The 22,860-nt window shown below is 32.8% G+C and carries 19 protein-coding genes; 16 read left to right on the forward strand and 3 right to left on the reverse strand.

Translation table 11 applies throughout. The annotated features are described in order from the left end of the window. Nucleotides 1-72: 72 nt before the first annotated feature. Nucleotides 73-888: a 2,3,4,5-tetrahydropyridine-2,6-dicarboxylate N-succinyltransferase gene (locus tag FVB9532_RS05665; protein WP_150544238.1), complete on the forward strand. Its 816-nt coding sequence runs from the start codon at nucleotides 73-75 to the stop codon at nucleotides 886-888. 68 nt (nucleotides 889-956) lie between these two features. Beyond that, a complete protein-coding gene (locus tag FVB9532_RS05670; protein WP_150544239.1) occupies nucleotides 957-2,042 on the forward strand; it encodes a glycosyltransferase family 9 protein in 1,086 nt (361 codons plus the stop codon). On the opposite strand, the gene FVB9532_RS05675 is transcribed toward FVB9532_RS05670, so the two are convergent. Beyond that, a complete protein-coding gene (locus FVB9532_RS05675) occupies nucleotides 2,037-2,861 on the reverse strand; it encodes a glycosyltransferase family 2 protein (RefSeq protein WP_150544240.1) in 825 nt (274 codons plus the stop codon). The genes FVB9532_RS05670 and FVB9532_RS05675 overlap by 6 nt on opposite strands. A 178-nt stretch (nucleotides 2,862-3,039) precedes the next feature. Here FVB9532_RS05675 and FVB9532_RS05680 point away from each other — a divergent pair, with 178 nt between their 5' ends. After that, entirely contained in the window at nucleotides 3,040-3,798 is a 759-nt protein-coding gene (locus FVB9532_RS05680; RefSeq protein WP_150544241.1) for a glycosyltransferase family 2 protein, read from the forward strand. Nucleotides 3,799-3,800: 2 nt separating this feature from the next. Here the strand turns inward: FVB9532_RS05680 and FVB9532_RS05685 are convergent, their stop codons facing one another. Next, a complete protein-coding gene (locus FVB9532_RS05685) occupies nucleotides 3,801-4,562 on the reverse strand; it encodes a lipopolysaccharide kinase InaA family protein (RefSeq protein ID WP_150544242.1) in 762 nt (253 codons plus the stop codon). Between the two features lie 91 nt (nucleotides 4,563-4,653). Between FVB9532_RS05685 and FVB9532_RS05690 the strand changes: the two genes are divergently transcribed. From FVB9532_RS05690 to FVB9532_RS05730, 9 genes are all read left to right on the forward strand, one after another. After that, complete coding sequence (locus FVB9532_RS05690; protein ID WP_150544243.1) at nucleotides 4,654-5,766, forward strand: glycosyltransferase family 4 protein; 1,113 nt, start codon at nucleotides 4,654-4,656, stop codon at nucleotides 5,764-5,766. Further along, the gene (locus FVB9532_RS05695; protein WP_150544244.1) at nucleotides 5,766-6,944 is read left to right on the forward strand and encodes a glycosyltransferase family 4 protein; all 1,179 of its coding nucleotides are present in this window, start codon (nucleotides 5,766-5,768) and stop codon (nucleotides 6,942-6,944) included. The genes FVB9532_RS05690 and FVB9532_RS05695 overlap by 1 nt, the downstream gene beginning before the upstream one ends. 4 nt (nucleotides 6,945-6,948) lie before the next feature. Beyond that, nucleotides 6,949-7,797: a glycosyltransferase gene (locus tag FVB9532_RS05700; protein WP_150544245.1), complete on the forward strand. Its 849-nt coding sequence runs from the start codon at nucleotides 6,949-6,951 to the stop codon at nucleotides 7,795-7,797. Between the two features lie 23 nt (nucleotides 7,798-7,820). Next, nucleotides 7,821-8,876 (forward strand): glycosyltransferase family 4 protein, encoded by a 1,056-nt coding sequence (locus tag FVB9532_RS05705; RefSeq protein ID WP_150544246.1) that lies wholly within the window; start codon nucleotides 7,821-7,823, stop codon nucleotides 8,874-8,876. Further along, nucleotides 8,876-9,436: an L-threonylcarbamoyladenylate synthase gene (locus FVB9532_RS05710; protein ID WP_150544247.1), complete on the forward strand. Its 561-nt coding sequence runs from the start codon at nucleotides 8,876-8,878 to the stop codon at nucleotides 9,434-9,436. Before FVB9532_RS05705 ends, FVB9532_RS05710 begins: the two co-directional genes overlap by 1 nt. A 2-nt stretch (nucleotides 9,437-9,438) precedes the next feature. Beyond that, on the forward strand, nucleotides 9,439-10,875 hold the full coding sequence (locus FVB9532_RS05715) for a CCA tRNA nucleotidyltransferase (protein WP_150544248.1): 1,437 nt from the start codon (nucleotides 9,439-9,441) through the stop codon (nucleotides 10,873-10,875). A 56-nt stretch (nucleotides 10,876-10,931) separates the two neighbouring features. Beyond that, complete coding sequence (locus FVB9532_RS05720; RefSeq protein WP_150544249.1) at nucleotides 10,932-11,948, forward strand: COX15/CtaA family protein; 1,017 nt, start codon at nucleotides 10,932-10,934, stop codon at nucleotides 11,946-11,948. A gap of 88 nt (nucleotides 11,949-12,036) precedes the next feature. Then, complete coding sequence (locus tag FVB9532_RS05725) at nucleotides 12,037-12,549, forward strand: IS1096 element passenger TnpR family protein (protein WP_150544250.1); 513 nt, start codon at nucleotides 12,037-12,039, stop codon at nucleotides 12,547-12,549. 130 nt (nucleotides 12,550-12,679) lie between these two features. Next, a complete protein-coding gene (locus FVB9532_RS05730) occupies nucleotides 12,680-13,738 on the forward strand; it encodes a nucleoid-associated protein (RefSeq protein ID WP_150544251.1) in 1,059 nt (352 codons plus the stop codon). Between the two features lie 185 nt (nucleotides 13,739-13,923). Here the strand turns inward: FVB9532_RS05730 and FVB9532_RS05735 are convergent, their stop codons facing one another. Next, nucleotides 13,924-14,991, reverse strand: coding sequence for a hypothetical protein (locus FVB9532_RS05735; RefSeq protein WP_150544492.1), 1,068 nt, complete (start codon nucleotides 14,989-14,991; stop codon nucleotides 13,924-13,926). A 161-nt stretch (nucleotides 14,992-15,152) separates the two neighbouring features. Between FVB9532_RS05735 and FVB9532_RS05740 the strand changes: the two genes are divergently transcribed. The 4 genes from FVB9532_RS05740 to FVB9532_RS05755 all read left to right on the forward strand — a co-directional run bounded on the left by FVB9532_RS05740 (nucleotide 15,153) and on the right by FVB9532_RS05755 (nucleotide 22,846). Beyond that, nucleotides 15,153-16,058: an ABC transporter ATP-binding protein gene (locus FVB9532_RS05740; RefSeq protein WP_150544252.1), complete on the forward strand. Its 906-nt coding sequence runs from the start codon at nucleotides 15,153-15,155 to the stop codon at nucleotides 16,056-16,058. Nucleotide 16,059: 1 nt separating this feature from the next. Continuing rightward, on the forward strand, nucleotides 16,060-16,896 hold the full coding sequence (locus tag FVB9532_RS05745) for an ABC transporter permease (RefSeq protein WP_150544253.1): 837 nt from the start codon (nucleotides 16,060-16,062) through the stop codon (nucleotides 16,894-16,896). A 76-nt stretch (nucleotides 16,897-16,972) separates the two neighbouring features. Next, on the forward strand, nucleotides 16,973-19,825 hold the full coding sequence (locus FVB9532_RS05750; protein WP_150544254.1) for a T9SS type B sorting domain-containing protein: 2,853 nt from the start codon (nucleotides 16,973-16,975) through the stop codon (nucleotides 19,823-19,825). 45 nt (nucleotides 19,826-19,870) lie between these two features. Continuing rightward, nucleotides 19,871-22,846, forward strand: a complete 2,976-nt coding sequence (locus tag FVB9532_RS05755; protein WP_150544255.1) for a T9SS type B sorting domain-containing protein — start codon at nucleotides 19,871-19,873, stop codon at nucleotides 22,844-22,846. The last annotated feature ends 14 nt before the right edge of the window (nucleotides 22,847-22,860 follow it).

The raw sequence follows: 22,860 nt of genomic DNA on the forward strand, positions 1-22,860 counted from the left end.
AAAGGTAACACATCTATTCCTATTGTTATAATATTTGATGAGAAGCCTTATATTTGAACAAAATTTAACTAAATGACAGATTTAAAAAATACAATTTTAGAAGCTTGGAATAACCGAGAACTTTTAAAAGAAGATAAAACCCAAAAAGCTATTCGTGAAGTAATTAACTTAATTGACGCTGGTGAGTTACGTTGTGCTGAACCTACTGCTGAAGGATGGCAAGTAAACGAATGGGTAAAAAAGGGAGTTGTTTTGTATTTCCCTATTCAAAAAATGGAAACTTTAGAGGCTGGTATTTTTGAATACCATGATAAAATGCCTTTAAAAACGGGTTATAAAGAAAAGGGAATCCGCGTGGTACCCAATGCTGTGGCCAGACACGGAGCTTATATTTCCAGTGGTGTGATTATGATGCCAAGTTATGTAAATATTGGCGCTTATGTAGATGAAGGAACAATGGTCGATACTTGGGCCACCGTAGGAAGTTGTGCGCAAATTGGCAAAAATGTACACCTTTCTGGTGGTGTTGGAATTGGCGGAGTTTTAGAGCCTTTGCAAGCAGCACCCGTGATTATTGAAGATAATGCCTTTTTAGGTTCTAGAAGTATTGTGGTGGAAGGTGTAAGAGTTGAAAAAGAAGCGGTTTTAGGAGCTAATGTTGTATTGACTGCTTCTACCAAAATTATCGATGTAACCGGTGAAGAACCCCTTGAAATGAAAGGGATTGTTCCTGCTCGTTCTGTGGTAATTCCCGGTAGTTATACCAAAAAATTCCCCGCAGGAGAATTTAACGTACCTTGTGCTTTAATTATTGGAAAAAGAAAAGAAAGTACCAACAAAAAGACTTCTCTAAATGATGCGCTCAGGGAATATAATGTAGCGGTATAAACTTTATAATATTACCCCAAAAACCTTCTCGCAAATGAGAAGGTTTTTTATTTTTATCATTTTTGCTCATGAATAAACCTCAACTTCCTTTAAATACTGCTAAATACTTAATTATTCAGCAAAAAATGATTGGTGATGTGCTTACCTCTTCTATTTTATGTGAAGCAATCAAGCAGAAAAATCCTTCGGCAAAAGTTCATTTCTTAGTGAATCAGCATACGATTCCGGTAATTGAAAACAATCCATTTATCGATAAAGTAGTGGTTATGACCAAAGAGATAGAGAAATCGCCTGTAAAACTTTTTCAATTCCTTCAGCAAATTAAAAAAGAGGATTACCAAGTGGTGATCGATGTTTATTCTAAACCCATCAGTGTCTTAATTGGAAAATTCTCTAAAGCCCCACTAAAAATTGGTTATAAAAAATGGTATAGCCAATTGACGTATGACGAGCTTTACGTCTATAAACCTAAACCTGAAACCAAGGCAGGACTTGCGATTGAAAACCGAATGCATCTTTTACAATCGTTAGACACCTCTTATGCAAAAGAATTAAAACCAAAGATTTATTTAACCGAAGAAGAAATTTCTTCAGCAAAAAAAATACTTCAGCAAGAAAATTTAGTAAATAAATCCCTTTTGATGCTTGGAGTTTTGGGTTCCTCAGAAGAAAAAAGTTATCCACTCCTCTATTTAGCTAAAGTTTTAGACACAATTGTTGAAACAACCGAGGCTGAATTGTTAGTTAATTATATTCCAAAGCAATTGGAAACAGTAGAAAAATTAGTAAAGCTTTGTGAACCAAAAACACAACAAAGAATACATCTTTCTATTTATGGAAAAAGCTTACGGGAATTTATGGCATTAACTTTTTTATGCAAAGCTTTTATTGGAAACGAAGGCGGTGCGGTAAATATGGCTAAAGCTTTAGAAGTTCCTACTTTTTCAATTTTTGCTCCATTCACAAAACGAGCAGCCTGGGCGCTTTATGAAGATCATAAAAATGTAAGTGTTCATCTGGAAGATTATGAGCCGGAAACTTACGTGAAACTCAGCTTAAAAGAAATTAGAAAAGAAGCCACTACTTATTACAAAGCATTAAAGCCAGAATATTTTAAAGAAAAACTAATCAATTATCTAAAAGAGGTTTTATAATTTTTCGATCCCAAAAGGAGTTTTTATAATTTTCTTGGTTTTTGTTTCTTTTCTAATAGCCAAATTAGCATCTAGCGATTCTTTTGTTTTATAACCTCTAGCATGATCTAGGTGTAGGCACAAGGCACGATGTCTTATTTGCTTCCCATTGACACCATAATTTTCTAAACGTTCACCTAGCTCTCGGTCAGGACCTCCATAACGCATGCGTTCATCATAGCCATTGATAGCTATTAAATCTTCTTTCCAAGCCGATGAATTACAGTTATTAAAAGAAGCATTTGAAGGGGTAAATGTATCTAATAACTTAGAAATCAACTCTCCGCTTGCCAACTTTCGTTGTTGAGAAGAACCTAAATCTCCATTCTTTTTAAGCCACGCTACATCAAAGCAATTTCCTGAGATAATATCTTCTTTTTTTATAAGGTTGCTTAGCTGCATATCAAGCTTACAATAACCGCCAGATAAAAATTTTCCTTTTTCTGCGTACATCGCATGCCGCTCTAGAAAATCGTTTTTAGGAATACAATCACCATCTGTAAAAACAATATATTCGTGATTAGCTTCTACAATAGCTTTATTTAATATGGTTTGGCGACGATAACCTTCATCTTCATGCCAAAGATGAATAATATTTACAGGATAGTTTTCTTTAAATTTATCAATTAATTTTTTAGTTTCCTCCGTAGAGCCATCATCAGCTATAATAATTTCAAAATCTTTATAATTTTGCACACTATAGCCGTAAAGTACTTTTTCCAACCAGTCTACAGCGTTGTAAGTAGCTATAATTAAGGTTATTTTAGGTGATGAGTCCATTGAAAGATTTAGAAAAATATTAATTTTTAAAATCAAAAGTAATTATTTTTAATAATTTCCTTTTCAGAATTGAAAAAAAACTTAGAATTTAGCTGCAACTTTTTAAGATAACGAGCATCTAGGCAATATATACTTTTAATTTTTTTTAAGTTAACTAAACAATTAGAAAGAAAAACTCTTGGAAAAACTTACAGCTTTAATACCCGCGGGCAACGAAATTCATAACATTGAAGAGGTAATTTCTTCGGTTAATTTTGCTGATGAAATACTGGTGGTAGATAGTCTGAGTTCTGACGGAACCTATGAGAAAGCTGTAAATCTAGCCGACAAAGTGATTAGAAGAGAATACAACTACTCTTCTTCTCAGAAAAATTGGGCAATCCCCCAAGCTAAATATCAATGGATACTTTTAGTCGATGCTGATGAAAGAGTAACTCCTGAGCTTAAAGAAGAGATTTTAAATATCCTTAAAAATCCTCCTACAGATAACACAGTTGCTTACTGGATTGGTAGAAAAAATCATTTTATGGGGAAACCTGTAAAACATAGTGGTTGGAAAAACGATAAGGTTATACGGCTTTTTAAAAGGGATTTCTGTAAGTACGAAGATAAAAGAGTGCATGCAGAAATTATAGCCAACGGTAAAATAGGAAAACTTACTCATAAATTTTATCACAATACGTACATAACCATAGATAAGCACATAGAAAAAATGAATCGTTATGGCTGGTGGCAAGCTAGTGATTACGATAAAAAGGTCGGAAAACTTACTCCATATCATTTTGTTATCAAACCTATGTGGAGCTTCTTTAAGCATTACATTATTCAGGGTGGTTTTAGAGACGGAGTGGTAGGCTTGACCATAAGCTATATACAAAGCTATACGGTTTTTATGCGGTTTGTAAAAGTCTGGTTAATTAGAAAGAATAGAAAATAAGCTTATTTTTTCCAGAACTTTATTTTTTTCTTCAAGCGACGCTTTTTGTGGAATTTTTCTTGGAATTTTACAGTTTCACTCCACATCAAATTAAAAACCTTTTGATAATCTTTCCCTAAACATTGGGCATATTCATCACTCATAACTTCCACAATTGATTTTTGATCGGTCAATTTTGCGAAATTCTTAATACGCTCTTCAAAAGATAGGGGTTTAAAATCCATTCGGTTTAAATCGACCAAATAAAATTGATAATTCCCATTATTAATTTTAATAAGTGTATTCCCCGGCGAGTGGTCTAAAAATAAAACTTGATTTTCGTGAAGCTGAAATGTAAACCTTGTAAATGCCCTTAAAATTTCTTCATGGTTAGGAAGATCAAAATTATGGGTTAAATCACGAAAAGTGTAATCGGCTTTTAAATGCTCACTTACATAAAAGCTTTTTTTAAATAAGGTTGCGGTTGGAAATTCAAAATAAGCAATAGGATCTGGTGTACCTATTCCCAATTCTTGAAGTTTTTGAGCATATTCAAAAGATCTTCTCGCTTTACTTTTTCTTAAGTGTTTATAAGCAACTTGATTAATCAAGTTTGGAACTTTAAATGATTTAATGTTTAGTATAAGACCATCTTCACACTTAAAGAGTTTAATTTCATTTCTATCTCCATTACCTAATTTTTCACCTTCTTCTTGAAAACTTTCAATTTTCTGTCTAACAAATGTGCTTAGGTAATTGTATTTTTCACTATAAACTTCAACCATACTGCAAAAGTATATTTTTAAACTTATAAAATTTCAACTTCGGTAGGTATTAATAGAATTTTGGTTATTTTGCATCCAATTCTAGCAATTCATGAGGTTAATACAATTTACGGCTGCCGATGGTTGGCGGGGACACGAACAGAAAATTATTTATCTATATGAAGCTTTTGAGGCCTTTGGTTATGTAAAAGATCAATGGATTGTTTGCCCAAACAACTCTGAAGTTTTCAAAAGAGCCACTGCTAAAAACATGCAGGTCATCGGTTTTGATTTTAATTCTGAATATGATTTTAAATTTGCTAAAGAGTTTAAAAAAATCGCCCAAGAGAAAAATGCAGATGTTGTTTTTCTTCATAGCAGTAAAGCGCAAACGCTTGCTGTAATGTCCTCTTTTATTTACCGAATGAAAACTCCTCTTGTACTTTGCCGTACATTAATAAGGCGAGTTGACACTAACTTTCTAAGAAAATGGAAATACAATTATAGCGGAATTAAAAAAATAATCTGTGTTTCACATCCTGTAGTAGATGTACTTAAATATGCTGTAAAAGATCATAGCAAATTGTGCGTAGTAGGTAGTGTTACCGATATTAATAAATTTCCACATCAACAATCTACGGGTAAATTACGTAAAGAGTTTAACATTGACCCTTCACTTCCCATCATTGGTAATATAGCTGAATTTACCGGATTTAAAGACCATAAAACTTGGGTAAAAACAGTTTCGGTTTTGGTAAACAAGCACCAACTAAAAGCAAAATTTATTTTAGTGGGTAAAGGAGCTTTAGAAGAAGAAATTAGAGCTTTGGTTAAAGAACTTCAATTAGAAGATCATATTATTTTTGCAGGCTTTAGAAAAGATATCCCAGAGATTTTACCTGATTTCGATTTATTTATGTTCACCTCTAATAACGAACCTACAGGTGGTGTATTATTAGAATCTTATGCTTGTAAAGTACCTATCGTCGCAGCCAACGCCGGCGGCATACCTGAAGTGGTCATAAATAACCAAACTGGGCTTTTAGCAGAAGTGGGCAATCCAGAAGATTTTGCAGAAAAAGTAATCCTACTTCTTAACAACCCAGAACTACAAGAAAAGTTTAAAGAAAAAGGTTATCAGTATTTACTCGATAACTTCACCAAAGAAGTTATTGCTAAAAAAATGTTTACTGAGTTAAACGAAGTTGTAAAATCCAACCAATAATGAATATTCTATTTTTTACTAACGAATATGCTCATCCTGATTTACCTGCTGCTGGTGGGGTTGGGTCTTTCTTAAAAACTTTAGCTAAGGAGTTTACAGACAACGGACATACTATTCACGTGTTTGGATTTTCAAAAAAAAATAAATCATTTAAAGAAGGTAAAATTCAATTCCACTTTTTTAAAAAATATTCTAAAAGCTTCCCTATTTCAGAAGGAGTAAGATCTATTACTTCAAGAATGAACATAAAATCTGCTGAATTATATTTCTTAAAAAAAGAAAGAAAATACCTTGCTAATAAATTAAAAAAATATGCAGAATTAAACAATATTGATATTATTGAATCTTTTGTTTTTAATGGATATACTGCTTTTTGGGATAATTCAACTCCTCTTGTGTTGAGATTCCATGGTTCTAGGGGATTTTGGCATTACTATCTAAATCAAGAAAAAGATGAACTTAAAATCTCAATGGAGCAGAAAGCATTAGAAGCTACTCCCTATACTGTTGCTGTTTCTAATTTCTCTGCAAATGCCGTAAAAAAAATTTACTCAATTAATGTCGATAAAGTTATTCATAATGGAATAGACCATAAATTGTTTAGTCCTATAGAAAACATCAAAAAAATCCCTCAATCAATTTTTTATTTCGGTACGCTATCCAATGCTAAAGGAGTAGATAAGTTATGCCAAGTTTTCAATCAAACTATTGAAGAATTCCCGAAAGCTAGTTTACACATTATTGGGAGAGGTAACAGCTATTGGGAAAACGAATGCCAGGATTTACTCTCTAAAAAAGCTTTAAAATCTACAAAATATTATGGCCCTAAAAACAATAATCATTTACCAAAAATAATTTCGCAGGCAACGATATGTATCTTTGCTACAAAAAATGAAAATTTCAGCTTAGCAATAGAAGAAGCTATGGCATTGAAAATACCTTTAATCGCATCTAATATAGAGGCTACTGAAGAAATTATTGATCATAAGAAAAATGGTTTTTTAGCAAATTCTATTGAAGATTACTTGGATTACATAAAATTATTATTTAAAAATGATGATTTACGTAAATCAATAGGCGATAATGCAAGATTAAAAATTCAAGAAAAATTTACTAAAGAAAAAATGGCCCAACAAACTTTAGATTATTACCAAGAAATTTTAGCTGAAAAAAAATAATTTTATGTTCCAACATTACCTTATTACACGATTCAATTTAAAAAAAGAAGGTTGGGATACTTCTAAAAATAACATTCCGGTACTAACGGAAGAATGGCTGGAAAGACGTTTTAAACTGTTCGAAACCTTTTGTTTTCCTTCCGTAAAACACCAAAGCAATCAAAATTTTACGTGGTTTGTGTATTTTGATGTTGACACCCCTAAAGTTTTTAAAGATAGAATTTTAGGCTTATCCCTGGGCTACTCCAACTTTCAGCCTCAATTTGTGGAAAATATGCAGGCTTTTGTTCCCGCCATCCAAGAAGAATTAAACAAAGTTAACGCTGCATATATCATTACCAGTAGAATTGATAACGATGATTGTATTGCTTACAATTACATAGCTGATGTACAAAAACGTTTTGTAGAAAAAGACCATTGGGCTTTTGATTATGCCGATGGATTTACGCTTCAAATTCACCCAAAATTTAGATTGGGTAAAAAAAGACAGCTTTGGAACCCTTTTATTAGTTTAATTGAAAAAAATGAAAACCCGAAATCGGTTTGGCAAAAAGGTCATGCCGATTGGAAACTTGACCCGTTAGTAGAACGTATCAATAATAAAAGATTATGGATGTCCATTATTCATCAAGAAAATAAAGTCAATGAATTTACTGGCTACGGCAATGTTACTGCTGCTGAATTACAAAATTTTAAGATGAATGCTGAAAAAAGAGAAGCTATAATAGAAAGTCTTGAAGCTCAGCACAAATGGGTTTTACAAAGTATAGGTAATTATTTTGACACGCAATTTAAATGCATTTACAAAGACATTAAACGTGCCATAAGGCTTCGAAAAAAGAAGAATAAATAAACTTCCGACTGAAAATTGTAGTTATGAAAAAAGTCTTTTTAGAATCTCACAACCTCAAAAATCCGTTTTTTGGTTTTGGTCAGTTCAATATTCAGTTACTCAAAGCTTTTAAAGAATTACCAAAAGAGGTACAACTTACTATACATTCTCCAAACTTATTACAAGACAGAAAGCAATTTGGTAATTCTTTTAAATACAAAAAATACTTTTCTTTTCGACGTTACGAGAATTTAAGGATTAGAAAAAAATATGATTTATGGCACGCACTCAATCAAAATACTAAAGTTGAACCCTATCACGACATTCCTTATTTACTAACGGTGCATAATACTGTTTTTGCTGAACAAAAAAATCATCCTCATCATATTCGGTTTCAGGAAAAACTTCTTAAAAGCAAAGGCATTACTTATATTTCTGAATTTGCGAAAAGCTCCACACACGAGTATTTCGAAATTCCTGATGTTCCAGAATATGTAGTTTATAACGGTAATCCTATTCAAGAAATAAACCTTCCCGAAAAATTTCAACCTAAAGTAATTCCTAAAAATCCTTATTTATTTTTTATAGGTGAATTTGCTCCAAGAAAAAACTTAAAATGTTTAGTTGAATTAATTGAAATATTACCTCATCACGATCTAGTTTTAGCTGGTAAAAATTCAACATCGTATGGAGAAGAATTAAAGACACTCATTCAGCAAAAAAAACTAGAAAACCGCATTCATTTAGTTGGCAAAATAAGCGATACCGAAAAGCAATATTATTACAAAAACTGCAAAGCTTTCGTTTTCCCATCCTTGCGGGAAGGCTTTGGTTTACCTATTATTGAAGCCATGTTTTTTCAAAAGCCTATCTTTTCTTCTAACAAAACTTCACTCCCTGAAATTGGTCAAGATTTAGTTTTTTATTGGGATGAATTTCAGGCTGAAGGTATGAAAGAGGTTTTTGAAAACGGAATAAAAACTTTTAATACCCAAAAAGAATTCTACCTTAAAAAACTAAAAGACAGAGCACAATACTTTAATTGGAAAAATGCTGCCGAAAATTACTTGAAAATTTATAATGTATTATTAAATAAATAATGAAAGAAGAAATCAATAACACCATAGCAACTTTAAAACGAGGCGGACTCATCCTCTACCCAACCGATACAGTTTGGGGAATTGGCTGTGATGCCACCAATGCAGAGGCCGTAGAAAAAGTTTTTGCTTTAAAACAAAGAGCTGAAAGCAAATCGTTGATTTGTATGGTCTCCGATTTTAAAATGCTCAATCAATATGTTGAAGAAATTCCGGAAGTGGCTTACGATATCCTAAAATATGCTGCTAAACCTACAACCATTGTTTATGATGACCCCATTCGAGTTGCCGAAAATTTAATTGCAGAAGATAACTCTCTCGCCATTCGAGTATGTAAAGATAAATTCTGCAATCAACTCATCCGAAAATTTAGAAAACCCATTGTTTCCACTTCAGCTAATATAAGTGGAGAACCCACTCCAAAATCTTTTAAGCAAATAAGTCCTGAAATTTTAAAAGGAGTAGACTATGTTGTAAATTTGCAACCGTCTAAAAAAAATGCGCAACCTTCCACCATTATTAAATTAAGTTTGGATGGAAAAGTGCAAGTTATTAGAAAATAAAAATGCCCCAAGAAAAAACGCACCAAAAAGCTTTAACACATCCAATCTTTGAATATATCACTAAAGCAGCAGATAGTTTAGGACTAGAAACTTATGCTATTGGCGGTTTTGTAAGAGATTATTTTTTAGAACGCGGTGACGCAAAAGATATAGATATTGTAGCGGTTGGAAACGGAATTAGCCTTGCTAAAGAAGTCTCTAAATTATTACCTCATCAACCCAAAGTTCAGGTTTTTAAAACTTATGGTACCGCCATGCTGCGCGCCTTCGATGTAGAAGTTGAATTTGTAGGTGCTCGAAAGGAATCTTATAACGAAAACTCTCGTAACCCAGAAGTTGAACAAGGCACATTGGAAGACGACCAAAACCGACGGGATTTTACGATCAATGCCTTAGCACTTCAGCTCAATAAAGAAAATTTTGGTCAACTTTTAGACCCTTTTAATGGACTGGAGCACCTTAAGCAACAGCTTATTAAAACCCCGTTAGAACCAGGAATCACCTATTCTGACGATCCGTTACGAATGATGCGTGCCATTAGATTTGCTACTCAATTAGGTTTTAAAATTGAAGAGTCTTCACTCGACGCAATTACCGAAAACCATAAACGAATAAAAATCATTTCTAAAGAGAGAATCGTAGAAGAACTAAATAAAATTTTACTTTCAGAAAAGCCTTCTATTGGTTTTGCTTTGCTTAGAAAAACTAAACTTTTACCTTTAATTTTACCGGAACTGACAGCTCTTCAAGGTATTGATGAAAAAGAAGGTCAGCGGCACAAAGATAATTTTTGGCACACCTTGGAAGTGGTCGATAATATTTCAGAAAACACCGATAATCTTTGGCTTAGATGGGCAGCTTTATTGCACGATATTGGTAAAGCTCCCACCAAAAAGTTTCATAAAAAAATTGGCTGGACTTTTCACAACCACGAATTTGTAGGAGCCAAAATGGTTTTTAAACTTTTTAAACGTTTAAAAATGCCATTGAATGAAAAAATGAAGTTCGTTCAAAAAATGGTATTTATGAGCTCGCGCCCTATTGTTATTGCCGAAGAATATGTTACCGATTCTGCGGTAAGAAGGTTAATATTTGATGCAGGTGATTATATAGAAGATTTAATGACGCTTTGTGAAGCAGACATTACCACTAAAAATCCAAAACGCTATAAAAAATACCATAACAACTTTAAGATTGTTAGGCAAAAAATAAAAGAAGTTGAAGAGCGGGATCATGTTCGAAATTTTCAACCGCCAGTTTCCGGAGAAGAAATCATGGAAACTTTCAACATCAAACCTTCTCGGGAAATCGGAATTATTAAAAATGCAATTAAAGAAGCAATTTTAGAAGGTGAAATTCCAAATGAATACGAAGCAGCTTATCAATTTATGCTAAAAAAAGGAAAGCAATTAAACTTACAAACTCACAAGAACAGTTGAGTACATAAAATTTATAATACCAAAAAGCAAGAAGTTAGAATTAACACTATACCTAAATGAAAGACAACAAAAAAGTAGTTTACTGGCTGTTAACAGGTTGTACCCTTATTTTTATTATGGTAATAGTTGGCGGTATCACTCGTCTAACAAATTCAGGGCTCTCTATATCCAATTACAAATTAATTCATGGGGTAATCCCACCTATGAATCAGCAGGAATGGGTTGAAGCTTTTGAACTTTATAAACAATATCCGGAATATCAAAAACTTCATTATCATTTTAATTTAGAGGACTTTAAAGATATTTATTTTTGGGAATGGATTCATCGGGTAATTGGCCGACTTATAGGGGTGGTTTTTATTATTCCTTTTTTATATTTTTTGTTTACCAAACAACTTACCAAATCTACCATCAAGAAAGCTATTATTCTATTATTGTTAGGAGGGTTTCAAGGTTTTATGGGTTGGTACATGGTAAAAAGTGGCTTGGTAGATCGGCCTTCAGTTAGCCATTATCGATTGGCCGCTCACCTTATGACGGCGTTTATAACTTTCGCTTATTCTTTTTGGGTAGCGCTCGATATTATTTACAAGAACAATCTTAAACCAGCGGTTCCTAAAATGAAAAAGTGGATATGGATTGGAATGATTGTTTTAATTCTCCAAATCACTTGGGGTGCTTTTGTAGCAGGTTTAGATGCTGGTTTTATACATAATTATTGGCCTTTTATGGCAGAAGGAAAATTAATTCATGAAACGGTTTATATCGAACAAAAACCCTTATTAAAAAACTTTATTTCCGGTAAAAGTGGCGTTCAGTTTGTACACCGCTACCTTGCTTATTTTGTAGTCGCTGCTATACTTATTATTTGGTTTAAAGCTAAAAAGTTAGTACTTACCAAAGCTCAACAAAATGGTATTAATACCTTATTAATTATTGTTTTTGTACAATTTTTATTAGGCATTTTTACACTTATTTATCAAGTCCCAGTTTGGCTGGGTGTAACACATCAGGTAGGTGCATTTTTCTTATTAGCCACGATGACTTTTGTACTGCATAGATTTAGCAAATAGTTAAAAAATAGTTTTAGTTACATCAAAATCTATTTGCCTATTACAGTTTTGAAAATGTATCTTTGCATTCCTTAATTTTGATTGTAGTATGATTTATAAGTTTCGAATTGTTTTAGACACTTTAGATGACGTTTTTAGAGATATTGAAATTGAAGATGACTCCACTTTAGAAGACCTTCACAACTCTATCACTCAAGCTTTTGGATTTGATGGCACCGAAATGGCATCATTTTACTTAAGTGATGCAGAATGGAACCAAGGTGAAGAAATTGTTCTTTTTGATATGAGCGAAGGGATGAATCCCGTAAGAATGATGAACGAAACTACTTTAGATACTGTAGTAGACAAAGATAACACGCAACTTATCTATGTATATGACTTCTTTAGTATGTGGACTTTTTATGTGGAACTAGCCGATGTTACTAAAGCTGAAGATGGTCGTGATTACCCCAATTTAATGTTTGCTCACGGACAATTACCAGATAGCCCGCCAGAGAAAAATTTTGAAGCTGAAGAGGACGAATTGGAAGATGAATATGGAGAAGATGATGTAGATTTTGAAAATCTAGATGATTATGATTTTGATCCTAACTGGAATTAATTTTTAATTTTTTCTTAAAAAAACTTCTTGACTTCAGTCTCGGAGTGAAAAACAACAATATTTCCAACAGTCGGATAAACAATAATTCGATTAAACCTTAATGGAGGAAATAACCAAACAATAGTAAACTATGATTAATTTATATAACACACAAATTGAATCGCTTTCCATTCATCGTGTTGGCAATAAAAGCCGTAACGAAGGAATGTTTTTATCACAAGAGCCCTATGCCTTGAATGATGAGATGCAGGCGCTTTTAAAGGAATACTTTTTAAAATCGTTTCGCGAGAAAGAAGAGAATTACTATCAATTTGTACATGATACAGATTTAGAATTTCACGATCTTTACAATGCGGTTTCTTCTGTTTTTCAAGATCCATCAACAGTTCACGAACAGTCTAAAAAAATTGCGCAATTGCTTTTTAACGAAGGAAAACATCCTCATATTAAAAGTGGTGAATTGTATGTAGTCTATTTTGATAACGTCATGTTGGATAATGAACGAATGGACGCAATGGGAATTTTTAAATCTGAATTGAAACACGATTTTCTTCAATTTCAAGAAAAATCGGAGAATTTAGAGGCTATTCTTCAACAAGGTGTGAATCTAAATAAATTAGACAAGGGCACTTTAATTTTTAATAAAAACAAAGAAGAAGGTTTTAAAGTACTTTCAGTAGATTCTAACCGCTATGATACCAAATATTGGCTAGAGCAGTTTTTAGGGGTAGATGTGTTTGCCGATGAGAACTTCAACACTAAAAGTTATTTAAAATTCTGTCAGAATTTTGCAAAAGATGTGGTTTTACCTGCAGAAGATAAACAACAAGAAGTAATGTTTATGAACCGTGCAGTAAATCATTTTGCGAAGAATGACAATTTTGAAGAAAGCAGCTTCTTGAATGAAGTAATGGAAAATCCCGCATTGATACCTGAATTTCAAAATTATAAAACCGAAAAAGCTCCAAAATATAAAATTGAAGATTTAACAGAATTTCCGGTTTCCAACACCGCTGTATCTGCTGCACGAAAAAAGATAAAAAGTGTGATTAACCTCGATACCAACGTACAAATAAAAATGGATTTTATTAATCCGGAAAGTGCTGAGAAGTTTATTGAAAAAGGTTGGGATGAGGAACGCCAGATGTATTACTACTTGGTTTATTTTAACAAAGAAGAGAAAAAATAAACTAGGTTTAGCAATAAAATTATCAAAAAAAGGATTTAGAAGTGAAGGCTTTTAAATCCTTTTTTATTTGATATTTTAGGACTCAGCTCTAAGTAATATTTCAGAAATGAGGCTAGAATCAAGAAGTATATTTTATTGTTATGGATTTCAGTTTTAATTTCAGCTAATTAACCAAAAACTCAAAACTAAAACTCCATAATCTCTTTTGTATTGGTATCAACGTAATTCCGTTTTACAAATTCTAAAGCAGTTTTTAGCACTCCCCCCATTGTTCTCGCCCTTTTAAACTTTACATCTTTAGAATAAGCGACTAAATCTGTTTTTAGACGTTTTAAATTTTCTTTGGTTGAAATATGATCTGAGGTCATACAAGTCAATAAGTGCTTAAACCTTTTTTGACTGGTAATTAGCCGCTTGGCCATTTGCGAACGTTCCTCCTTTCGGTATTGTTCAATTGAAGATTCTTGCAAATGTGTAGTTACCAATTTCACCATGGGGAAGTTTTCTTTAAAAAATTGTGGGCGGTACACTTTTAGATTCCCTTCATAACATTGCTGGTCAAAATCTATTGCCCTAATCTGATAATCTACATGATCAAAATCGTGAGTGGGGATAATTACATAATTATACGAGCGCATATCTCCTAACAATCTAATCGTACAACGCTCATTGAATTTGACAAACTGTTTTGCTATTAGATTTTTAGTGTATTCACTACAAGTATCTAATTGTTCTTCAATAAAAACATCACCGGGAATTCCTGCGATATGCGCTTCGATTAAAGTATCTTTATAAAGCAGAAAATTAATACGATGCGGAGAAAGAATATGCTCTAACTCCAAACCATAAATTCGGGAAGCATCTGCTTTTTTTACATAAAAATAAGTAAAGTTATCGTTGAGAACGTTCCGTATTTTTATTCGGAAAGGTTTGGAGTTTCCAAACGTACAATAGTCAATTGCATCTACATTTAAAAACTTAAATGCCTCATCACTCCCATCAGAATGCAAAATAGTATAAACCCTTTTTAAGCTATTATCAATTTCCGTACGCTCATGATCAGGATAATAACAGCGCACCCAAAGTGTATCTTCATCATGTTTATTATAAACTACAATAGATCCCGAAAATCTTAACAAATCATCGTAAAAGACCGGTATTTTTGTATATCTATTATATTTTGATAGGTACTTACTCAGTTTTTCCGTGATGGGGAAAATAGGTTTTTTTTTCGACAGCAATTTTTCTTCCATAGCCACAAGGTAATAAAATTTAGAAAGTCTGCCTATAGCTTTCTTGTAACAAAACCATAACTTAGTCGTCACACATATAAATTAACCAACTAAATAATTTTTGAATAATTGCACTATTCAAAATCAAAATAATAGCTGACCGATAAAAGAAAATAAATTAGATGAAAACAATCTTGACACTTAACAATCTTACGAAAAGGTTTGGGCCGTTAACCGCGGTAGATAACCTTTCTTTTAAGATTGAAAAAGGAAATGTATACGGAATTTTAGGCCCCAACGGAAGTGGTAAATCGACTACCTTGGGAATGGTGCTAAATGTGGTGAATAAAACCAGTGGTGATTTTTTCTGGTTCGACGGAAATGAATCTACGCACAACGCCTTAAAAAAAGTAGGAGCAATTATAGAGCGACCTAATTTCTATCCCTACATGACTGCCAAGCAAAACCTAAATTTGGTTTGTAAAATTAAGAATGTAAAAAATGCCAAGATTGAAGAAAAATTAGCATTGGTAGGGCTTTTAGATAGAAAAAACAGTAAATTCAGAACATTTTCTTTAGGGATGAAACAGCGTTTGGCCATTGCCTCTGCCCTTCTTAATGATCCTGAAATTTTAATTTTAGATGAACCTACCAATGGTTTAGATCCACAAGGGATTCATCAAATTAGGGAAATCATCAGAAAAATTGCTGCGATGGGAACGACCATCTTATTGGCTTCCCATTTATTAGATGAAGTTGAAAAAGTATGTTCTCACGTAATTATTATACGTAAAGGTGTAAAACTTTATTCAGGTCGTGTAGATGAAATGAACGCAAGTCATGGTTATGTAGAACTGAAAGCCGAAAACAATGACGCACTTATTTCAGCCTTAGAAAATCATACTTGGTTTGAAAATATAAAGTTAGATCCTGAAACAAATTTAGTAAAAGCTATTCTTACTAAACCTATTGAAGCTGAAAACCTGAACAAAATGCTTTTTGAAAAAGGCATTATCCTATCTCACTTAGTAAAACGTAAAGAAAGCTTAGAACAGCAATTTTTAGAACTAACCAAACAAAACGCATAACATGTTACGACTACTCAATATAGAATTTCACAAATTAAAATATAGCCGTTCTACCAAAGTACTATCGATTATCTATTTTGGTTTATTTACACTTATTGCTCTTTTTGCTTCCATCAGGTTTAACATCTTAGGATTAGATTTTCAGTTGGCAGATCAAGGGATTTTCAACTTCCCCTATATTTGGCATTTCAATACTTATTTTGCTTCCTATTTAAAGATATTCTTAGCAATAGTTATTGTCTCCATGATGTCTAATGAATATAGCAATAGAACACTAAAGCAAAACCTAATTGACGGAATGAGCAAAAAGGAGTTTATTCTCTCTAAGTTTTATACCGTTTTGGTATTTTCTGTGATTTCTACCTTATTCATATTTATTGTTTCCTTGGTACTCGGACTCATTTTTTCTGATTATACTGAATTTTCAATTATCTTTTCTGACTTAGAGTTTATGTTAGCTTACTTGGTAAAGCTCATCGGTTTTTTTAGTTTTTGTATGTTTTTAGGGATTCTGGTAAAAAGATCTGCTTTCGCTCTTGGATTTCTTTTCGTCTGGTGGATTTTTGAAAGTATTGTAATTGGGATCTTACGTTTTCAAATAATTGGTGATAGTGCAAAAACTGCAGCTATTACTCAGTTTTTCCCATTAGAGTCCATGGCCAATTTAGTAAAGCAACCCATTACTAGACTAAATGTTGTTCAATCTGCAGCCAACCAATTACAAACCGATATTATTTCAGATTATGCGGTACATTGGTATCAAATCTTAATCGTATTAGCTTGGACCGCTATTTTTGTATGGGGCTCTTTAAAATTATTAAAAAAGAGGGATTTGTAAAAGTTAGTCTGTTTTAACTTTTGCCAGATTTCTTTTCCATTAAAAACCTGTAAATTTGAATAATTACCGGTGATTAATGAAAATAATTTTACTTATACTCCTTTTGCTTCCCTTTTCAGTATTTTGTCAAGGGGAAGCTAATTATTGGTTTTTTGGAGAAAATGCTGGTGTAAATTTTAATACTTCCCCACCAACTGCTATTACAAATGGGCAACTCGAAACTAATGAAGGTTGCTCTTCAATCTCAGATGAAAACGGTAACCTTTTGTTCTATACCGATGGGAGAACCATTTGGAATAGAAATCACCAAGTCATGAGCAATGCCAATTATTTTGGTGGCACAGGACTCTTAGGAGATCCTTCAAGTACGTCAAGTGGCTTAATTGTTCCACACCCTACAGATTCCAATATTTATTATGTATTTACGGTAGACGAACCTCATCATGATAATGCATCGAGTTACCCCAATCAAGGACCAGGTACATTCAACGGTCAGTATTCAGATTTACCGGGAAGTGGTGTTCCTCAGGACGACGATGGTTATAATAATGGATTGAATTATTCGGTCGTAGATATGACATTGGATAATGGATTGGGAAATGTAATTCCTTCTGAAAAAAATGTTCATTTAATTACCTACGACCCTTCAGATTCAGAAGAAATTAAATACAAATGTTCAGAAAAAATTACTGCTGTTAAAGGAAGTGATTGCAATTCAATTTGGGTTTTAACACATTTTATAGATAAATTTTATGCATTTCAAATAGATAATGCTGGTGTTAACTTAGCTCCTGTTATTTCTCAAACGGGTCCAATTATACCAGTTTCATCTTATAGAAGAGGAGCAATAGGCTACATGAAAATTTCACCAAATGGTAAAAAACTCATAATAGCTCATAATTGTAAGAGCTATAATCCGGCATCAAGTTTTGATCCTCAAGATGGAGGAGTTTATTTATATGATTTTGATGATTCAACAGGACAAGTATCTAATAACTTGCCATTAGTAGAAAATGTTACTCCCTATGGCGTTGAGTTTTCAGAAGAAACAAAAAAAGCTTATGCAACTGCAACTCAAGGGGACACTTCATTCCTTTATCAATGGGATTTAGAGGCTACAGATATTCCTGCTTCTATCTCTAGCATTAATGGATTGAGTGACAATACAGCTACTGCGTTACAATTGGCTCCAAATGGTAAAATCTATAAATCAGTAATTTCTACTTCAAAATTAGGGGTTATTAACAATCCTGAATTAGATGCTGATCAAGTAAATTATTCTGAAAGTATATCTAACGGAGGAATATACTTACAAGGAAGAACGGCTATTTTTGGATTACCACCCTTTATACAATCTATTTTCTCGTCCCGTATCAACATTATTGATGAAAATGCAGAAAATATGATGACGAAATTGGATTTATGTGAAGATGAAAGTTTCACCCTAGCTTATACTCAAAACCTAAATAGTAATAACACGTATACTTGGTATAAAAATGGTGATATTATAAACGGTGAAAATACCGAGCAATTAACAATAGCTACAAACCCTTCGAATAACTTTCCCCTTTCCGATACTTATAAACTTAGCATCGATTTAAATGATGGATCTTGTCCTTTAATAGGAATTGCCAATGTAACTTTTCATCCCAAACCTCAACCTTTAGATATTTCCTTAACACAGTGTAGTTACTTTGACAATAATACTTCTATCTTCAATTTACAGGAAGCGAAAACCGCAATAACTTCAGCAACCAATAGTACTATCGAATTTTATGAAACATTAAGCGAAGCTGAAAACAGTATTGACCCCATTGAAAATGAAGAAAATTTTCAAAATACAGAAAACCCTCAAACGATCATTGCCAGAGTTAATTCTGAATATTGCTTTTCTTATGCGCAGGTAGAATTAAATGTTTCTCAAAACAGTAACCTTGCAGCTATCGATTTAACTGAATGTCCAACTAATGAAAATGGATTTGAAAACTTCAACTTAAACGAAGTTAAAAATGAACTACTTAGCATCAATTCAAATTTTGTGATCAGCTTTTATGAAAATGAAGAAGATGCAATTTTAGAAAATAACGAAATTAATAATATAACTTCTTTTCAAAATACTAATGCTTTTCAACAAACTATTTTTGCTAGGGTTGACAATGATAATTTATGTGAAGAAGTTGTTGCCATTAACTTGTTAGTTCTAAATTCAATCCCTATCGAAAACGAAGAAGAAGTTATTTACTGTCTAGAAAATCTTCCTGAACCCATTACCCTTGAAAGTGGAATTCCCAATAATCAACAAAATAATTACACTTACTATTGGGAACCCTCTCAAGAAATCAGCGAAAGTATCGAGACCAACGATATAGTCACTCACAAAGTTACTGTAACCAATAAAATTTCAGGATGTAGTAAGACCAAAACCATAAACATTATTGCTTCCAATAAAGCTAAATTTGATGTAGATATCGATGGGATTTCCAATACAAACACTGTAACAATTCATTTAAAAGAAGAAAGTTTAGGAGACTATGTTTATTCTGTAGACAATCAATTTTCTACTTATCAAGAAGAAAACATTTTTCAGAATTTAAAACCTGGCACTCATATAATTTATGTAAAAGACCTTCTTGGGTGCGGCATTAGTTCTAAAGAATTTGATGTACTTGAAATCATGAAATTTTTTACACCTAATCAAGATGGAATAAACGACACTTGGCACCTGTTGGGAAGAAATAATGAAAATATGAAAAATGCCGAAATATTCATTTTCAATCGGTTTGGCAAATTAATCACCTCTCTTTCACCTAATGGAAAAGGTTGGGACGGAACATTTAACGGCAAACAAATGCCTGCTAATGATTATTGGTATTCACTCAAATTAAACAACGGAAAAACATATAAAGGTAATTTTACTTTAAAAAGATAATCCTTAAATTTTTAATTATATTTATAATCCTTTAAGGATTATAATATGAAAAAAAATTACTTAACGTTATTTTTCTTATGTTTTTCATCTATCGTTATTTCCCAAGATATAGAGCTTTACCAACAATTTAATGGTCAGTATGATTATACAGCGATAGGTGCGACGCTCAATTCATGCGAAAATAACATCTGTGGTATTTGTGAAATTGAAGATTCAGCTACTGCCAACTTAACTATGCAGGCTAGTCAAACAGTTGTTGCTGCCTATTTATACTGGGCAGGTTCAGGCAGTGGTGATTTTGAAGTAGAATTAAATAATCAACCTATTTCTGCCGAAAGAAGCTTTTCTCGTTTCTTAAGTTTTAATTCCGGAGAATTTGAATTTTTTTCTGCTTTTGCTGATATTACTACCATAATTCAAAATACAGGAAATGCAAATTATACAGTCTCCGAAATAGATTTACAAAATGCTATTATTCCTTACTGTAACAATGCTACTAATTTTGGAGGCTGGGCCATTATAGTTATTTATGAAGATAACTCTTTACCTCTTAACCAATTAAGCATTTTTGATGGTTTACAAGGAGTATCTGTAGATCAACCTAATTTAACCATCCAACTTAACAATTTAAGTGTCATAGACAATAATGATGCAAAAATAGGTTTTTTAGCCTGGGAAGGAGACTCTTCACTTGGGATAGAAGAAAATTTATTTGTAAATGGTAACGAAATAAGCAACCCTCCATTAAATCCTGCAGGAAATGCATTTAACGGAACCAATAGCTTTACAAATAGTAGTGAACTCTACAATATGGATCTCGATTTTTATAATATTGAAAACAACATTAATATAGGAGATACGCAGGCAACTATACAGCTACATACCGGAAATGGCTTTTCTGGAGACTTAATTTTAATTAATAACGTCATCACTGTACTTAACAGTATTTTACCAGATCCAAGTCCAGAAATAAATACCATCAACACTACTTGCTTTTCATCAGAAGTAACGATTAATTACACAGTAAATAATGTTAATTGTACAGGTGTTCTCCCTCCCAACACTCCTATTCTTTTTTATGTAGAAGGAGAATTAATAGGACAAACGCAGACGCAAAACGAAATCCCCATCGATGGCTCAGAAAGTGGGAGCCTTACTGTCAATCTACCTGTTAATGCTTCCACAGAAACAGAAATTACCATGATCGTTAATAATGATCTAAATGGCGATATTGTAGTTCCTGAAATAAATGAAGATAACAATGAGACTTCTTCAACTTTTTTTCTCCCTGTTTTCGAAATTGCTATAGAACCAAACGACCTGGAGGCCTGTGATGAAACTGATAATAATGATATTACATTCTTTGACCTTACGCAAAACTCAGCTCTTATTACCGGCAACCAAACCAATTTAGAAGTCAACTATTTTGAAAATGAAACTCTAGCAGAAAGTAATTTGTCATTTATTGACGATCCATCTAACTATCCAAATGCAGAAAATCCTCAAGAAATTTTTGTTAGGCTAACTTCAGAATTTGATGATGACTGTTACTTGGTAGATTCCTTTATGCTTATCGTAAACGAAACTCCTTTAGCTAATCAAGGAGATAACCTAACCGCTTGTGAATACAACGCAGAAACCGGAACCGCATTTTTTGATCTCACCGAAAACAATGATCTTATTGTTGATGGACAAAGCAATACCGAACTTAACATTTACTCCAGTGAAGAAAATGCTATTAACAATGAAGATGAAATACAAAACCCTACCAATTACCAAAATATAGAGAATCCGCAAAACATTTATGTAAAACTATCCAATGCTGACCACCCTGAATGTTATAGCATTTCTACATTTCAATTGCAAGTAACTTCGATTTCGATGGGAGAAATCATCACCGAATTTAAAGAATGTGACCCAGATGGAGAAAAAGCATTTTTTGACCTAACTCAAAATACTTCCTTAGCCATCGACGGACAAGAAAATATAAGCATACATTATTTTGAAACAGAAACACAAGCTGAAAACAATGTCTCTTGGATTGATGATCCAGAAGATTATGAAAACATAGCAAACCCTCAACAAGTCTTTGTAAGAATATCTTCTACAGAAAATGAAGACTGCTATTTAATAGACTCTTTTTTGCTTTCGGTTTATGCTATTCCTGTAACTGGGGAACCCGATGATTTAACTAGTTGTGATGACTATACCAATGATGAAATAGCGACCTTCAATCTCACAGAAAACGACAATACTATTATTGCCAACCAAAATAATACCATTTTAAATTATTATTTAACGGAAGAAGATGCTCTCAATAATGAAAATGAAATAATAAATATTACCAACTACACCAATACTTCTAACCCCCAAACCATTTATGCACGTTTAAGCAATAGCTCCTATCAAGAATGCTATACGCTCACTAATTTTCAGTTAAACGTATTACCGGTTACTTCGCAAAATTCTAATGAAAGTTTACTTCTTTGTGATCTAGGTTTCAATCAAGCTTATTTTGATATTACCGAAATTGAAAATCAAATTAATTTGACAAGTTCTCAAACAATTGAGGGGTATTATTTAAGTGAAGAAGACGCAAGCTTTCAGCAAAATCCAATCAACAGTCCGGAATATTACCGGAATACTGCAGCTCCACAAACAATTTATATGAGGATTGAGGAAGATGGAAAATGTTATCAAATTTTAAGTTTTTCAATTTCCGTAGAAAACTGCCCGCCCATTATTCCCGATGGCTATTCTCCTAATGGAGACGGTATGAATGATACTTTTGAAATTAAAGGACTCTACGATATTTTTGAAAATTTTGAATTAAAGATTTTCAATCGTTACGGCACTCTAATTTACCAAGGAAATAACAATACTCCTGAATGGGATGGCACTAGTACTGAAGGAATAAATAATGTAGGAAGTCAACTCCCAAGTGGTACTTATTTCTATATCCTAAATTTAAACGATGCTAATTACAATCTTTACAGAGGTTGGGTCTATTTAAACAGATAAGTTAAGAAATCAAT

The organism is Mesonia oceanica, assembly GCF_902499555.1.
GTDB lineage: Bacteria > Bacteroidota > Bacteroidia > Flavobacteriales > Flavobacteriaceae > Mesonia > Mesonia oceanica.

Coding starts and splice junctions, on each gene's coding strand:
- FVB9532_RS05685 (WP_150544242.1), bottom strand. CDS start 4,562: ATGGTTGAAGTTTATAGTGAAAAATACAATTACCTAAGCACATTTGTT.
- FVB9532_RS05735 (WP_150544492.1), bottom strand. CDS start 14,991: ATGGAAGAAAAATTGCTGTCGAAAAAAAAACCTATTTTCCCCATCACG.
- FVB9532_RS05715 (WP_150544248.1), top strand. CDS start 9,439: ATGCCCCAAGAAAAAACGCACCAAAAAGCTTTAACACATCCAATCTTT.
- FVB9532_RS05755 (WP_150544255.1), top strand. CDS start 19,871: ATGAAAAAAAATTACTTAACGTTATTTTTCTTATGTTTTTCATCTATC.
- FVB9532_RS05710 (WP_150544247.1), top strand. CDS start 8,876: ATGAAAGAAGAAATCAATAACACCATAGCAACTTTAAAACGAGGCGGA.
- FVB9532_RS05730 (WP_150544251.1), top strand. CDS start 12,680: ATGATTAATTTATATAACACACAAATTGAATCGCTTTCCATTCATCGT.
- FVB9532_RS05725 (WP_150544250.1), top strand. CDS start 12,037: ATGATTTATAAGTTTCGAATTGTTTTAGACACTTTAGATGACGTTTTT.
- FVB9532_RS05690 (WP_150544243.1), top strand. CDS start 4,654: ATGAGGTTAATACAATTTACGGCTGCCGATGGTTGGCGGGGACACGAA.
- FVB9532_RS05740 (WP_150544252.1), top strand. CDS start 15,153: ATGAAAACAATCTTGACACTTAACAATCTTACGAAAAGGTTTGGGCCG.
- FVB9532_RS05750 (WP_150544254.1), top strand. CDS start 16,973: ATGAAAATAATTTTACTTATACTCCTTTTGCTTCCCTTTTCAGTATTT.
- FVB9532_RS05720 (WP_150544249.1), top strand. CDS start 10,932: ATGAAAGACAACAAAAAAGTAGTTTACTGGCTGTTAACAGGTTGTACC.
- FVB9532_RS05665 (WP_150544238.1), top strand. CDS start 73: ATGACAGATTTAAAAAATACAATTTTAGAAGCTTGGAATAACCGAGAA.
- FVB9532_RS05745 (WP_150544253.1), top strand. CDS start 16,060: ATGTTACGACTACTCAATATAGAATTTCACAAATTAAAATATAGCCGT.
- FVB9532_RS05695 (WP_150544244.1), top strand. CDS start 5,766: ATGAATATTCTATTTTTTACTAACGAATATGCTCATCCTGATTTACCT.
- FVB9532_RS05670 (WP_150544239.1), top strand. CDS start 957: ATGAATAAACCTCAACTTCCTTTAAATACTGCTAAATACTTAATTATT.
- FVB9532_RS05675 (WP_150544240.1), bottom strand. CDS start 2,861: ATGGACTCATCACCTAAAATAACCTTAATTATAGCTACTTACAACGCT.
- FVB9532_RS05705 (WP_150544246.1), top strand. CDS start 7,821: ATGAAAAAAGTCTTTTTAGAATCTCACAACCTCAAAAATCCGTTTTTT.
- FVB9532_RS05700 (WP_150544245.1), top strand. CDS start 6,949: ATGTTCCAACATTACCTTATTACACGATTCAATTTAAAAAAAGAAGGT.